Annotated in this window: 13 protein-coding genes; all 13 read right to left on the reverse strand. The window is 41.7% G+C overall.

The features are described 5' to 3' along the window. Window positions 1–380: 380 nt before the first annotated feature. The 13 genes from H4J41_RS13705 to H4J41_RS13765 all read right to left on the reverse strand — a co-directional run bounded on the left by H4J41_RS13705 (window position 381) and on the right by H4J41_RS13765 (window position 15,604). A complete protein-coding gene (locus tag H4J41_RS13705) occupies window positions 381–1,553 on the reverse strand; it encodes a VWA domain-containing protein (RefSeq protein WP_182136748.1) in 1,173 nt (390 codons plus the stop codon). 2 nt (window positions 1,554–1,555) lie between these two features. Next, entirely contained in the window at window positions 1,556–2,392 is an 837-nt protein-coding gene (locus H4J41_RS13710) for a MoxR family ATPase (protein WP_182136749.1), read from the reverse strand. Between the two features lie 349 nt (window positions 2,393–2,741). Further along, window positions 2,742–3,407 (reverse strand): hypothetical protein, encoded by a 666-nt coding sequence (locus tag H4J41_RS13715; protein WP_259363202.1) that lies wholly within the window; start codon window positions 3,405–3,407, stop codon window positions 2,742–2,744. 149 nt (window positions 3,408–3,556) lie between these two features. Next, window positions 3,557–4,555: an NADP-dependent oxidoreductase gene (locus H4J41_RS13720; RefSeq protein WP_182136750.1), complete on the reverse strand. Its 999-nt coding sequence runs from the start codon at window positions 4,553–4,555 to the stop codon at window positions 3,557–3,559. Window positions 4,556–4,680: 125 nt separating this feature from the next. Beyond that, window positions 4,681–6,339, reverse strand: coding sequence for an AMP-binding protein (locus H4J41_RS13725; protein WP_182136751.1), 1,659 nt, complete (start codon window positions 6,337–6,339; stop codon window positions 4,681–4,683). 89 nt (window positions 6,340–6,428) lie between these two features. Continuing rightward, on the reverse strand, window positions 6,429–7,610 hold the full coding sequence (locus H4J41_RS13730) for an acetyl-CoA C-acyltransferase (RefSeq protein ID WP_182136752.1): 1,182 nt from the start codon (window positions 7,608–7,610) through the stop codon (window positions 6,429–6,431). A 64-nt stretch (window positions 7,611–7,674) separates the two neighbouring features. Beyond that, window positions 7,675–8,604 carry an SDR family NAD(P)-dependent oxidoreductase gene (locus tag H4J41_RS13735; protein WP_182136753.1) on the reverse strand — a complete coding sequence of 310 codons (930 nt, stop codon included), beginning with the start codon at window positions 8,602–8,604 and terminating at the stop codon, window positions 7,675–7,677. A gap of 67 nt (window positions 8,605–8,671) precedes the next feature. Beyond that, on the reverse strand, window positions 8,672–9,133 hold the full coding sequence (locus H4J41_RS13740) for a MaoC family dehydratase (RefSeq protein ID WP_182136754.1): 462 nt from the start codon (window positions 9,131–9,133) through the stop codon (window positions 8,672–8,674). A gap of 78 nt (window positions 9,134–9,211) precedes the next feature. After that, entirely contained in the window at window positions 9,212–11,017 is a 1,806-nt protein-coding gene (locus tag H4J41_RS13745) for an acyl-CoA dehydrogenase (protein ID WP_182136755.1), read from the reverse strand. Window positions 11,018–11,089: 72 nt separating this feature from the next. Next, a complete protein-coding gene (locus H4J41_RS13750) occupies window positions 11,090–11,851 on the reverse strand; it encodes an SDR family NAD(P)-dependent oxidoreductase (protein WP_182136756.1) in 762 nt (253 codons plus the stop codon). A 105-nt stretch (window positions 11,852–11,956) separates the two neighbouring features. Beyond that, entirely contained in the window at window positions 11,957–13,033 is a 1,077-nt protein-coding gene (locus H4J41_RS13755; RefSeq protein WP_182136757.1) for a phosphotransferase family protein, read from the reverse strand. 37 nt (window positions 13,034–13,070) lie between these two features. Further along, on the reverse strand, window positions 13,071–14,294 hold the full coding sequence (locus H4J41_RS13760) for an acyl-CoA dehydrogenase family protein (RefSeq protein WP_182136758.1): 1,224 nt from the start codon (window positions 14,292–14,294) through the stop codon (window positions 13,071–13,073). 110 nt (window positions 14,295–14,404) lie between these two features. Continuing rightward, entirely contained in the window at window positions 14,405–15,604 is a 1,200-nt protein-coding gene (locus tag H4J41_RS13765; protein WP_182136759.1) for an NADH:flavin oxidoreductase, read from the reverse strand. Window positions 15,605–15,684: the final 80 nt, after the last annotated feature.

Here is a 15,684-nt window from a genome sequence, read left to right on the forward strand (position 1 = left end):
GGTATTAAGACTCATTAAGAAAAATAATACCTGCTGCCGATGTTTTTTTGCCTATACCATTAATCACTCGCTTAACGGTTGACGGACTAAAGTCCGCCCTACAAAAAATCACCTAAATCTACATCGTCACCCGTAGGCCTTATGTAGGATGGACTTCAGTCCATCAGGATAAATGAAATTTAACTGCTTTTGGCATTAAGACTAATTAAGAAAAATAATACCGGCTGCCTAGGTTTTTTGGCCGATACCATTAATCACTCGCTTAACGGTTGACGGACTAAAGTCCGACCTACAAAAAATCTACCAAGCTAGATTATCACCCGTATTTTTTCTGTAGGCCTGATATAGATTAGACTTTTTATTTATACTTACATGAGTCTTTAGCTCACTTCTTTAATAGCACGACCAATACCATCAACCGTTAGTGGAAACATTTTGTCGTCAATTAACCCTTTGATAATTGAAATTGACTGATGATAATCCCATTGATTTTCTGGTTGTGGGTTTAACCATGCCACCTTATTAAAATGCCCCAAGATTCGTTGCATATAATCAATGCCGGCTTTTTTATTCCAATGTTCAACACTGCCACCCGGTGCGATTATTTCATAAGGCCCCATGGTAGCGTCACCGACAAAAAGTACCTTATAATCACTACCAAACGTTCTTATTATCTCTTCTAGATCAACGGTGTTAGTACGACGACGGCTGTTGTCTTTCCATAAACTTTCGTAAACACAATTATGAAAATAGAAAAACTCAAGGTGTTTAAACTCAGTATGCGCCGCTGAGAATAGCTCCTCACAGGTATGAATGTATTCATCCATAGAGCCGCCAATATCAAAAAACATCAATACTTTTACCGAATTATGACGCTCAGGCTCCATATGCACGTCGAGTAAGCCACCATTTTTTGCAGTAGAGCGTATGGTGGTATTAATATCAAGCTTTTCACTGGCGCCAGTACGAGCAAATTTTCTCAGTTTTTTAAGCGCAAGTTTGATATTGCGCGTACCGAGTTCTTTATCTTGGTCAAAGTTTCTAAACTCTCGCTTATCCCACACTTTTACCGCTCGGTTATTACGATTGCCGTCTTGACCCACACGAATACCTTCTGGGTGATAACCATAGGCGCCAAACGGTGATTTACCGCCGGTACCAACCCATTTATTACCACCTTCGTGTCGTTTCTCTTGCTCTGCAAGGCGCTCTTTTAAGGTTTTCATTAATTCGTCAAGACCACCCAAGGCCTTTAACTTGTCTTTCTCTTCTTGGCTGAGTTGGCTTTCAAACTTTTTTCTTAGCCATTCATCCGGTACAACCTTGTCGAAAATATCGATCTTTTGCACACCGTCAAAATATTCAGCGAATGCACCATCAAACTTGTCATAATGGATCTCGTCTTTAACCATCACGATTTTAGCTAAATGATAAAAGGCTTCAACATCGGCAAAAACTACGCCTTTTTTTAGTAACGCAATAAGATCTAAGAGCTCGCGCAAACTCACCGGTACTTTGTGCTTTCTAAGGGTTAAAAATAAATCAATAAACACGTTTATTGCCTGTTTCTGCGACTAATAAAAGCGAGCTTTTCGAGTAATGACACATCTTGCTCATTTTTAAGTAAGGCGCCAAATAAAGGAATGATGTCTGACTTTTTATTGATCAATACATCTTGAGCAACATCGTCGGCAACTAGCAGTTTTAACCAGTCAATTAACTCAGACGTTGACGGTTTTTTCTTAATACCTTGCACCTCCCTAAGATCAAAAAACACCTCTAAAGTATGCGCTAACAGGTCTTGTTTTACATGCGGGTGATGGACGGCAATAATTTGTTCCATTTCTACTTTGGTTGGAAATTTAATGTAATGAAAGAAGCAGCGGCGCAAAAATGCATCGGGTAGCTCTTTTTCATTATTGGAGGTAATAATGATAATCGGTCGTTGTTTAGCTTTGATCACCTGTTGAGTTTCATAAACAAAAAACTCCATTTTATCAAGTTCTTGCAATAAATCATTGGGGAATTCTATATCGGCTTTGTCTATTTCATCAATTAATAATATCGGGCGTTGTTCTTCTTCAAACGCCTGCCAAAGCTTACCTTTAATAATATAATTTGAAATATCATTAACCCGTTCATCGCCTAATTGACTATCTCGTAAACGCGACACAGCGTCATATTCATACAAGCCCTGCTGTGCTTTAGTGGTCGATTTAATATGCCATTGATATAACTTACAATTAAGTGACTTTGCTAACTCTTCTGCTAGCTGGGTTTTACCCGTACCCGGTTCACCTTTGATCAATAGTGGTTTTTCTAAGGTAATTGCTGCGTTTACCGCTAAGCGAAGTTCGTCTGATGCAATATAATTTTCTGTGCTGTTAAACATGGTTTTCCCTATAAAGGTGATGCCCTGTAATGTTAGGCGCCATTAAAAATTGATGGATTAATATAACTATCGGACTCAATAATTACTCAGACCGGAAAAAGGTCTGGCGTGTCTGCTGATTGCTTTTATATTCACAAAACGCTTAAGGCTAATAATATCGTCTTAAGCTAAATAAGAGCAAACACTCAGTGAGTTTATTTTTAGTATCCTCCTACATGGCTTCACAAATATTACAGTTACGATAATGGCTTTTAATTTCACTCATAAATATTGCCTAACTTAATAATGAGCAAATCGGTTAGTACTGCTTGAACACCGATCTACTCACTTTAGTTTCCTTAGATTTAGGTTAAAACTTTTCTTCAAACCATTTTTTAGTTAAACCTATTGTAACCATGCTTTTAAGTTTAAAAAGTGCCATCCAATCACCGTCTTCAGGTACTTCCTTGCCACAACGTGGGTCTGAACGCTGCAGTGCTCCCGTCATTTTATGGTCGATTGGAATTGGCTCACAACCATGACCTGATTCACAGATAAAGTCCCAAGGGTCACGAGCCGGTACATGACAAGCAAAACAGTTGCCGTCAAAACGGTTTACCACATCCACAAAGCCACGTTTGGCGATTGTAGAGCCATTTTCATTAACTTCAAGTTCAAAAAATTCCCAGTCGCCCGTCGCTGGAGATGTTCCTGACTCGCGCTTAACCATCACTTCTGTAGGCACCAGTTGTACTACTGAGCCTGGAGGATAGATTGCGCCTTCTGGAGTGTTTGCCGCGGCTAAGGTACTTTTGATGTCACCTAAAAGGTTATCGACATAAAAGTGCCTTACGGGTGTCATTTCTCTTATACAACTGAAACTTGTTTCATCGACCTTAACAGCCTTTGTATCTAAAACGCTTCTAGCAACCACTGCTTCAGCCTTTACTGCGCTTGCTTGTGGCGTTTCTGCTTTAACAGATAACGCTGTCAAAGCAGCGAGTATCACTAAGCTACGGCTCAAATTAATCAACAATTTTTGCTACCTTCTCATTTCCATATAAATTTAACGCTATAGACTAGCAACATCCTTATTTGACTATAGCGTATTTTTTCTGCGCGAACATTATCTGAAAAAAGGTTATAAATACATATTTTATCTGCAGATACTGTTCATTTGCCGAATTAAATTTTAACGATTAATTTGCCTTTATTTTTACCAGTGAAGAATAAGTTTAAGCCTGTGATTGCCGACTCAAGCCCTTCTAAAACGTGCGCACGATGTTTGATTTTCCCTTGCATCACGTAAGGGGTCAGCTTGGTTAATAAGGCTGGAATTTCGCCAAAATGATCTGGCATGGTAAAACCTTGTATCGTTAGACGTTTTTTGATGATCGGGATCCAATTTGGCGCTAAGTCAGGGTTTTGTTTTGGATAATCTGCAATTAAGCCACAAACGACAATACGACCATGCGCATTCATTCTTTCAAAGACATGGTGCTGTATTGGGCCACCCGTATTTTCAAAGTAAACGTCAACACCACTTGGGGTAAGTTCGGCTAATTTTTCAGATAAATTATCTGTTTTATAATTAATAGCACCGTCAAAGCCTAATTCGTTAACAATCCAATCAGCTTTTTCATCACTACCAACCACGCCAATAACTCTAAGGCCATCCGCTTTCGCTAACTGCCCGACAATTGAACCAACCGAGCCTGCCGCACCAGAAACAACCAGGGTTTCACCACTTTTTGGCTTACCTATGCTGTACAAACCTTGTGTGGCGGTTAAGCCCGGTAAAGCAAATACCGATAAAATCGCTTCATCTGGCAGTGGCGCAGCAACTTTATTCAAGCCTGCACCGTCACTTAAGTGATATTCTTTCCAGCCCATCATGCCCATAACACGGTCGCCCACTTTAAAGTCAGCATGTTGACTTTCGACGACTTCGCCGATACCTGAACTGCGCATCACATCACCTAATGCCACCGGCGGAATATAACTTTCGGTGTCAGCACTCATCCAACCAAACATGGCTGGGTCAAGCGACATATGGTTTTGTTTTACTAAAAACTGCCCTTCTGCAACGGTTGGCATGGCGACTTGCACAACCTCAAATAATTCTGGGCCAATGGGGCCAGTACCTGGACGAGCGATTAAATTAATTGCGGTATAAGTAGTCATTATATTTCTCCTAGTTATCTGCTTTACTGAATATACAGAGCCAGATTAATAAAGCCTGATAAACAGATAAAGCAATGGTTAATTTTTATTAAGCCGATAGTGGCAAATAGTGTTGATTTAACGGTTTAGCTGCGTAATTCTTTTCGCAGCACTTTGCCGACATTGCTCTTGGGTAATTCATCCATAAATTCTACAAACTTAGGACGTTTATAATTGGTTAGCATTTCATGACAGTGATCAAAAATGTCTTGTTCGGTTAAGTTAGGATCTTTTTTAACAATGAACACTTTTACTGCTTCACCGCTAGCATCGTTTTTAACACCAATGGCTGCCGCTTCGAGTACCCCTTGGTGCATCACAAGAACTTCTTCTATTTCATTTGGAAAAACGTTAAAACCAGAGACAATAATCATGTCTTTTTTACGATCGACAATCTTAAAAAAGCCATTCTCGTCCATGGTGGCGATATCACCTGTTGCTAACCAACCGTCTTTTAATACTTCATCGGTGGCGGCTTGACGATTAAAATAACCTTTCATCACTTGTGGGCCTTTTACCCACATTTCGCCCGGTTGTCCTAGCGCAACATCCATACCATCATCATCGACTAAACGAATATCTGTTGAAGAAACAGGAATACCGATAGAGCCATTGTAGTTTTCTTGGTTATAGGGGCTCATCGTCACTAGGGGTGCGCACTCAGTTAAGCCGTAACCTTCTAATAAACGTGTGCCAGTGACCTTTTCCCAAAGTTCTGCGACGGGACGTTGCACAGACATACCCCCCCCAAAACCAAGCTTTAGTGGACTAAAGTCAAGTTTGTCAAAACCTGGGGTATGTAACAAACCATTAAATAAAGTGTTTACACCGGTTATGATGGTAAAAGGATATTTAGCTAATTCTTTAACAAAACCGGCCATATCTCTAGGGTTGGTAATTAATAGATTAGTGCCACCAAAGGGGATAAAACACAGACAATTAGAGGTTAAGGCATAAACATGATAAAGCGGTAACGCGGTAACCATAATTTCTTTGCCAACCTCGTAAACATTTTTAGTCGCGGCATTAGATTGCTCAAGATTAGCAACCATATTACGGTGGGTTAACATCGCGCCTTTTGAAGGTCCGGTTGTGCCGCCAGTATATTGTAAGAAAGCTAAATCAGTTCCCACCACCTCAACCGGCGTAAAATTAAGCGCCGCGCCTTTTGCCATTGCCCGATTAAATTTTACTGCTTGAGGTAAATGGTACGCGGGTACTTGTTTCTTAACATACTTTAGTACGCCATTAATTATAGCGCCTTTAATTTTACTCAACCTATCACCAACACCAGTAATAATAACCTGCTCTACGTCCGTTTTATCAATAACGGCGGCAAGTACATGAGCAAAGTTTTCAAGAATAAGAATGCCTTTTGCGCCCGAGTCTTTTAATTGGTGTTGTAATTCACGCGCGGTATAAAGCGGATTGACATTAACCACAGTGAGTCCGGCAATCAATGCGCCAAATAATGCGATAGGATATTGCAGGGTATTTGGGATCATAATGGCAAATTTATCGCCTTTAACTAATCCTAAATCTTGTTGCAAATAAGCAGCAAAGTCGTTAGCTTGTTGTGCAAGTTCTTGATAAGAAATGCTGGCACCCATATTAATAAATGCGGTATTGTTTTTATAAAGTTTGGTGTATTTTAAAAACAAATCTGCCAAAGAGTTATATTTGTCTGGATCTATTTCAAATGCTAGACCCTTTGGGTAACTTTTTTCAAGCCAAATTCTTTCCATTTTATTCTCTCCCCAATTATTGATTTTTTAAGTGACTTTTTAAGCCACCTTATTATTATTTTACCGCCGTACTACATTGCCTTTAATGTTTAAAGTACTTCAAATAAACCTGCTGCACCTTGACCACCACCAATGCACATGCTGATCACCACATATTTTACACCGCGTCGTTTACCTTCAATTAACCCATGCATAACCATACGTGTGCCGCTCATGCCGTATGGATGACCAATTGAAATAGCACCGCCATTTACATTCAGACGATCTTCTGGAATACCCAGCTGTTGAGCACAATATAAAACTTGTACGGCAAAGGCTTCGTTAATTTCCCATAAACCAATATCATCCATAGTTAGCTTATTACGCGCTAGTAATTTTGGTATCGCATAAATGGGACCAATACCCATTTCATCAGGTTCACAACCCGCAACGGCCATGCCGCGATAAACGCCTAATGGCTTAAGTCCGCGCTGCTCGGCTAATTCACGCTCCATTAATACCACAGCGGCTGCACCATCAGATAACTGTGACGCATTGCCACCGGTAATTGAACCATGTTCTTTTACTGCTTTCAACGCCGATAAACCTGCAATATGAGTTGATGGACGGTTGCCTTCATCTTGCGTTAAGGTCACTTCTACTTTACTAATAGCACCGGTTGCTTTGTCCATCACTAATTTTGTTGCTGTAACTGGCACAATTTCATCATCAAACTTATTCTCGGCTTGTGCGGCTGCCGTGCGTTGTTGAGATTTAAGTGCATAAGCATCTTGTGCTGCTCTTGATATATCATAACGATTAGCTACCACTTCTGCAGTATCTAGCATAGGCATATATATCGCTGGGCGATAGGCTTTTACACTGGGGTCAACCAGGCGATGCATATTCATTTTATCGTTTTGCACTAAACTAATGGAGTCACAACCACCGGCAACCATCACTTGTGCGCCATCGCAAACAATATGATTTGCCGCGGTTGCTATCGACATTAAACCTGATGAACATTGTCTATCAATCGTCATACCCGCAACAGAAACCGGTAACTCGGCCGCCATAGCCACTTGACGAGCAAAGTTCATCCCTTGATTACCTTGTGTTAACGCGGCACCAAAAATACAGTCTTCAATATCATTTACATCAATTCCTGCCCGTTCTACTGCAGCTTTTACCGCCACAGCAGCCAATGTTGGTGCTGATAAATCATTAAATGCGCCACGGTACGCCTTACCAATTGGCGTACGAGCTACTGATACAATAACGGCTTCTCTCATGATACATCCATATTAAGTCTTTGATAATTAATCGATAGTTATTTAGCTAAATAGTTACGCGTGACTATTTTGTTGTGTTTTGTTGTGATTTCATAAAAGCCATAGCTTTTAAAACAAACTTTTCACCTTGTTTTGCACCTGACGCTAATGTCGTTTGGCCTGTTTGATTAGTTAACTCGGGCCATTGTTCGCGCACAGTTTCAGGATTTTGGTTTTGCCCGGCAATAAAACAACCCTGGGTTTCAACAATACTGGCACTTGAATAGCCGCCTGCGCCAGCACATAAAATAAAGCGATTAGGGGCATCGTCATCACACAGTGTTAACAGGCCGGCCGTTACCGCTTCAGGTGCAAAAGCTTGGACAATTTCTGCCGGCATTAAATCTTCCGTCATACGTGTGCCTGCAGTTGGCGCTAGGGCATTGACGCGAATATTATTTTTTGCGCCTTCAAGCACTAAGGTATTCATTAAACCTAACACCGCCATTTTTGCCGCGCCGTAATTTGCTTGACCGAAATTACCGTACATACCGCTTGAAGAGGTGGTCATCACGATACGGCCATAGTTTTGTTCGCGCATGATGTCCCAAACCGCTTTAGTGCAATTAACTGAGCCCATAACATGAACATCCATCACCAGTTTAAAGTCATCTATGCTCATTTTAGCAAAAGATTTATCACGTAAAATACCGGCATTATTAATCAAGATATCAACACGACCCCATTTTTCCATGGCTTGGTTCACCATGTCTTGTACTTCATCAAAATTGGCAACGTTAGCACCGTGACTGATAGCTTCACCGCCATTTTCTGTAATTAAACGCACCACTTCTTCAGAGGCTTGTGACGATGCACCGCTACCATCGCGCGCACCACCTAAGTCATTAACCAGCACTTTTGCACCACGTACTGCAAGTGCTAAGGCGTGTGAACGGCCTAAACCATTACCCGCGCCCGTAACAATGGCGACCTTACCTTCAAAACTTATTGGCATAATATACTTCCTTAACATGCTTTAATTAGTTGTTTATTAATAGTTCACATTGAGACGATAGATAAGGTTATTTCACCATTTGCACTGAAAGCCATTCCGCCACTAATGCCGGTGTGTCGCAACCTTCAATTTCAACCGTCACTTGTGTAGATAAACGATATTGCCCTGGTTTTTTCTCTTCAATCGCTAGCGTTTTAGCATGTGCTCTAACGCGACTATTTACCTTAACCGGTTGCAAGAACCTGACTTTGTCAAAACCCGCGTTTAAGCCCATATAGAATCCCTCAATAATGACACTGAAGTCTTCCGCAAAATGAGAAAGCATTGATAAAGATAAAAAACCATGGGCTATGGTTGAGCCAAATGGCGTTGCTTTTGCCTTTTCTTCATCAATATGGATAAATTGATGATCTAGGGTGCAATCCGCAAATTTATTAATTTGCGCCTGCGTTATTTGGTGCCAAGGTGTTGGCTCAGCTTCAAAGCCAATGTAGTTGGCTAATTGATCTTTTGTTATTATGGTTGGCATAGTAAATTTCCCTTTAAGCGCATGATTATTTAAGACCCTGGTTATGTAAGTAGATAGTTATTTAAGGCCCGTTAAGCTTTAAAACCAGTCTACTTTCATGTCATAGGTTGTACTGTCTGAATTTGCTAAAATACTCGACCATAGCGCTATTTTTGGTAACTCAAAGCGATAAAAATACTGTAATGCTTGTAGCTTTCCGTGATAAAAATGCTCATCGCTTTGATGTGGTTTTTTGCTCAGTGCTTCGCTGGCCACTATGCCTTGTTTTAACCATAACCAGGCGACAATAACCTGACCAAAAAATTCAAGGTATTTTACTGAGTTAGCTAAAGCCAAATCGATATTGCCGGTCGACATTGCGCCTAATACCACTTGAGTTGTTTGTTTTAAGGTCTCAACAGCGGCACTGAGTTGACTAGAAAATTCAGCTAAATTTTTATAGGATTTTGCTTGTTCAATGGTTTTATAAATTTCCGCTAGGGTTGCTGTGTAGCCGGCCATTTTATTCATCGGTACTTTTCGGGTTAATAAATCTAACGACTGAATACCTGTGGTGCCTTCATGAATAGCATTTAAGCGATTGTCACGATAAAACAACTCCACAGGATGCTCGTTAATATAACCATGTCCACCCAATACTTGAATAGCTAAGTCGTTAGCTTTAGTACCATATTCTGACGGCCAGGTTTTTATAATTGGCGTTAAAAAATCTAATAACACTTGTGCATCTTGTTGTGCTTCAATTGTGGGGGCTGTTTTTTCGTCGTCGCTCAGTTGTGAGCCATAAAGCACCAGTGCAAGTGCGCCTTCAGCATAGGCTTTTTGTGCGAGTAACATACGGCGAACATCGGCGTGTTCAATAATATTAACCATGGGAGAAAGTGGATCTTTGCATGATGGCAAGCGCCCTTGTGGACGATTTTTTGCGTAATCAAGCGAATATTGATAACCGGCAACCGCGAGTGTTGCAGCGCTAGTACCCACCATAATACGTGCCTCATTCATCATATGAAACATGTACTTAAGCCCTTGATTCTCTTCACCAACCAAGTAGCCCACTGAGCCATTTTTCTCACCAAAGCTTAAGGCTGTTGAGGTGTGAGCGCGACCGCCCATTTTGTGAAATAAGCCCGCTAGCGCCACCTCATTATCCTCACCCAAAGTGCCATCAGGGTTCACTAAAAATTTAGGCACGACAAATAATGAAATCCCTTTAATACCTTTCACTGCGCCTTTTACACGCGCAAGTACTAGATGGACAATATTCTCACTTAAGTCATGATCGCCACCAGAAATATAGATTTTATTACCGCTAATGCGATAAGTATCATCTGCTGACTTAACCGCCTTGGTGATTAAATCGCCAAGCCCTGAGCCGCTGCCTGGTTCGGTCATCGCCATGGTGCCCATGAATCGTCCTGAGCGCATGGGTTTAACCCATTTTTCAATCAGGGCTTTGCTACCATGGGCTTGCAGTAAATTTGCATTAGCCGTGGTCAACATGTTGTAACCTAAGCCAACACCCCCTGCGGCGGTTAGATAGGTGTTAGCCGCGCTTGCAATAATGGGCGGTAATTGCATGCCATTTGAGGCGAAATCTGCACTCGCTGAAGAAATACCCGAGGCTATTACTGCTTCAATAGCCGGTTTTAACTCAGGTATAAGGCTGACGTTTTTACCGTCAAAAGTAGGTTGATGCGTATCAAGTTTTTGTCGAATAGGTAAGAAGTGTTTCTCAGCTATGGCTTTAGCCGTATTAATGACCTCATTAAAAGTCTGACGGTCATGGTCTTGATAGCGTGCTCGTTTTATCAGTGATTCACTATCAAAAAGCTCATAGAGCATAAATTCAAGATCACGTTCATTCATTAATGTTGCAGACATAAAATTATCTTCTCATCTTTTTACTTAGCTAAATCACAGCGAGTTAGTGCAAGTTACTACATGGTTATTAACTTATTGCGCTGAAACACCGCCATCTATGGCGATACATTGCCCTGTCATGTAGGTATTCGCTGGAGATAACATCATCAGCATCATGGCAACAATTTCTTTAGGTTCGCCTAAGCGATTCATTGGGGCGCCTCTAGCCATTTTCTGTTGTTGTTCTTGGTCTGCAAAATTAGTCACCATAGGCGTTAAGGTAAAAAATGGACAAATGGCATTGATACGAATATTGTCACGACCATATTCAACCGCACCAGATTTGGTTAAACCAATCACCGCATGTTTAGCCATCGCATAAGCACTACCTCTGGCGGCACCACTTAGGCCAGCCATAGAACTCACATTGAGAATGCTACCTTCACCTTGTTGCAACATTTGTTGTATTTGATGGCGCATGCCAAATTGAACACCTTTAACATTAATGGCAAATTGACTGTCCATTATGGCTTCGTCTATCTCATGTAGTGGCATAAATTCGTGGGCGACACCGGCATTATTTACCCCTATATCAACACGGCCAAAGTGTTTAATCGCGGTGTCGACCATAGCTTTACAGTCATCATTTTTTGAAACATCACAGGCCAGTGCAATAACCTCAGCGCCGGTTGATGCTATATCTTCAGCCACTTTTAACACACCAGACTCGTTAATATCACTGATCACTAACTTGGCACCACGCTTAGCCAACTCTTGTGCTAACAGCTGACCAAAGCCTTGCGCTGCGCCGGTAATAACCGCTACTTTTCCTGTAAAATCTAATAGTGCATCCATGGTATTTCCCTTACATTTCAAATATTGTTGATGAATTTTTTGTTATAACGCGCCGTTATCACTCAATTTACATGGCTATATTTTATTCAAAACTTACCTTTGACATTACTTATCTGTTGTTTGTTCGTCTGTTTTTTCGGCTGCCTGTTCGCCTTCCTGCTCGATAATACTTAAAGCCATTTGCGCTAAAGGTTCAACAAAGGCCCCCACTTTATCGGCCTGTTTATTTGATGCGTTACCCTCTGACGCGCGTTTTGCCACGCCTTGCACTATTGCCGCTAATCTAAAAAAGCTAAATGCTAAGTAGAAGGTCCAATTGTCGATACGGTCAATGCCCATACGTTGACAGTAACTTGCAACATATTCTGCTTCTGTGGGTATGCCTAAACTCACCCTATCAACACCTTGCAGGCCATCGATAGCGCCCATCCCTTGTGGCATACGCAGCTGCATACATTGATAAGCTAAATCAGAAAAAGGATGTCCTAACGTCGATAATTCCCAATCCAACACAGCCATGACTTCAGGCTTGTCTTTGGCAAACATCATATTGTCTAGGCGAAAGTCACCATGTACTAAGCAAACTCGGCCATCATCTTCAGGCAGGTGTTTTTCAAGCCAAAGTATCAGCTGGTCCATAGCCGAAATTTGCTGTAATTCTGTTGTGCGATATTGCGAAGACCAACGACCAAATTGTCGTTCAAAGTAGTTACCTGCTTTGCCATAATCTCCTAAACCCACTAGCTCAATATCAACGCTGTGCAGAGCGACTAAGGTTTTATTCATCGCATCATATAGTTGGCTGCGATAAGCATTGGTTGAAATTTCAGCTAATGACGGACTCCAGTAAACGCTACCATCACAAAACTCCATCAAGTAAAACATAGCGCCAATAATACCGGTGTCGCGACAAAGGTGATAAACCTGAGCAACAGGTACGTCAGTACCTTTAAGAGCATCAAGCACTTCAAACTCTCGATCAACGGCGTGGGCAGATTTTAACAATTTTCCCGGTGGTTGGCTGCGCAATACATACAAACCCGATTCAGCCGTTACTTTAAAAGTAGGATTTGACTGCCCACCGGTAAACTTGCTTAATGTGATAGGGCCAATAAAACCTGCGACATGAGACTCAAGGTATTGAGTTAATTTTTCTACATCAAAAGCAAAGCTTGCTGTCATCTGTTTATCTCTTTCATCGGTTTAACCTGCTCAATGTTTATAGCAATTGACCTGAGGTTGTCTTTTTCACTAAATCGCGGCCAAGTTGCATCATGTGTACTTGATCTGGGCCATCGGCTAAACGCAAGGTTCTTTGACCAGCAAAGGCATGGGCCAAAAAGGTATCTTGGCTGACACCAACTGCGCCATGGCATTGAATAGCACGGTCAAGTACATCAAGTGCCATACTCGGCGCGACAATTTTAATCATAGCGATAATATCTTTAGCGGCTTTATTGCCGTCAGTGTCCATTTTTTGCGCCGCTTTTAAGGTCATCAAGCGTGCTTGTTCAATCTGACAAGCAGAAATAGCAATATCTTCACGCACTGATTGCTGTTTGATCATAGGGCGACCAAAAACAATGCGCTCGTTAACTCGCTGACACATTAAATCCAGCGCTCGTTGTGCTACGCCAATAGAGCGCATGCAATGATGAATGCGGCCTGGGCCTAAACGACCTTGGGCAATCTCAAAACCTTTGCCTTCACCAACAATAATGTTTTCAACCGGTACGCGAACATTGTCAAAGGTGATTTCAGCATGCCCTTCGGGGGCGTCGTTATAACCGAACACTTGCATTGGACGTACCATAGTGACGCCCGGTGTTTTCATCGGCACTAGCACTTGAGACTGCTGAATATAGCGGTTGCTATTGTCAGGATCAGTTTTGCCCATCACGATCATAATTTCACATTGTTTGCGACAGGCGCCACTGATATAAAATTTACGACCATTGATAACATATTCATCACCTTCGCGTTCTATGCGAAGTGCTATGTTGGTCGCATCACTTGAGGCAACTTCTGGCTCGGTCATAGCAAATGCTGAACGAATTTTGCCTTCAAGTAGCGGCTCTAACCATTTTTTTTTCTGCGCTTCATCACCATATTTAGCCAATACTTCCATATTGCCAGTATCAGGGGCCGCGCAATTAAACACTTCTGGTGCCCACATCACTTTGCCCATAATTTCGGCAAGGGGAGCGTATTCTAAGTTAGTTAGCCCGGCACTATATTTACCGTAACTTACCGGTAAAAATAAATTCCATAAGCCTTGCGCTTTCGCCTTGGCTTTAAGTGCTTCCATTAAGGGCGGGGTTGACCATTGATCCTGAGCTACTTGCTCATGCATTTGTGCTTCAACAGGATAAACATGGCTGTCCATAAATGTGCTGACACGTGCCATTAATTCTTTAACTTTGTCGCTGTATTCAAAATCCATGGGTGATCCTTATTATTTTTTAGTATCTGGCTGTTATTTTTGTCGTTTTAGCGCCGTTAACCCTCTGCAGTTTTAAATTCACACTATCGCGAACATTTCTGCGATGGCGATTAACTTAATTTCATCAGCGCGGCTTTATTAAATTGTGCTATTTCATCAGCTTTATTGTCTTTAATTTTATTGACCCACTCTGGATCAACTAACAATGCTCGGCCGATAGCGACCAGATCAAATTCATCATTATTTAAACGGGCCAATAAACCATCGATACTGGTTGGGTTGGATGTCCCTCCAAGGTCGACACTACCTTCACCGGTAAAATCACTATCTAAACCCACACTACCGACAGTGATAACCGGTTTATTAGTGATTTTTTTCGTCCAACCGGCAAGATTAAGGGCTGAACCTTCAAATTCAGGTAGCCAAAATCGGCGCGTGCTGGCGTGAAAAATATCTACACCGGCATTGCTGAGTAACAATAAAAATGTTGTTAACTCTTCAGGTGTTTGACAAAGCTTAGCCTCATAATCTTGTTGTTTCCATTGAGAAAATCTAAAAATAATTGGAAAGTCTTCACCAACCGCAAGACGAATGGCTTGCACTATTTCAACAGCGAAACGTGCTCTATTTTCTAATGAGCCGCCATATTTATCGCTACGTTGATTGGTGCCTTGCCAAAAAAATTGGTCAACTAAATAACCATGCGCGCCATGCACTTCAATTGCGTCAAAACCAATAGCTTTAGCATCACCGGCCGCTTGAGCAAATGCGCTAACCACTTCATCAATATCTGCTTGGCTCATGGCAATACCGTTAGGTGTGCCCGGCTTATACAAACCTGAGGGGCTATAAGCCGGTATGGTTTTATCTGGGCCTATGCCTTCTTTACGTACTGAGCCTACATGCCATAACTGCGGGGCAATTTTTCCACCGGCGGCATGAACTTCATCAACCACATGTTTCCAACCCGCTAAGGCTTCTTCACCAAAAATAGCCGGCACACGCTCATAACCGTTGGCGGCTTTATGTGAGATAAACGTGCCTTCGGTAATAATTAAGCCAACATTACCTTCGGCTCTGCGACGATAATATTGAGCTACCTCGTCGGTTGGGATATAGTTTGGCGAAAATGTCCGAGTCATCGGTGCCATGACAGTGCGATTTTTTAAGGTTAAACCACCGATGGATAAGGGTTGAAAAAGTTTAGCGGCACTATTTACGGTGTTAGTTAAGGTGTTAGTTACGCCCTTATTTTCAGCTTTTGTTTCTACACTTTTTTCTACATTTTTTTCTGCGTCAATGCTAGTCATCTTATTCCCTAAACTCGTTCATTTTTATTTGCTCTGCGTAAATTAACTAAAGTGGCGACAATAAGTCTAACAGCCTGAAC

The sequence above is a fragment of the Colwellia sp. MB3u-45 genome (assembly GCF_014077005.1).
In the GTDB taxonomy this organism is placed as follows: Bacteria; Pseudomonadota; Gammaproteobacteria; order Enterobacterales; family Alteromonadaceae; genus Cognaticolwellia.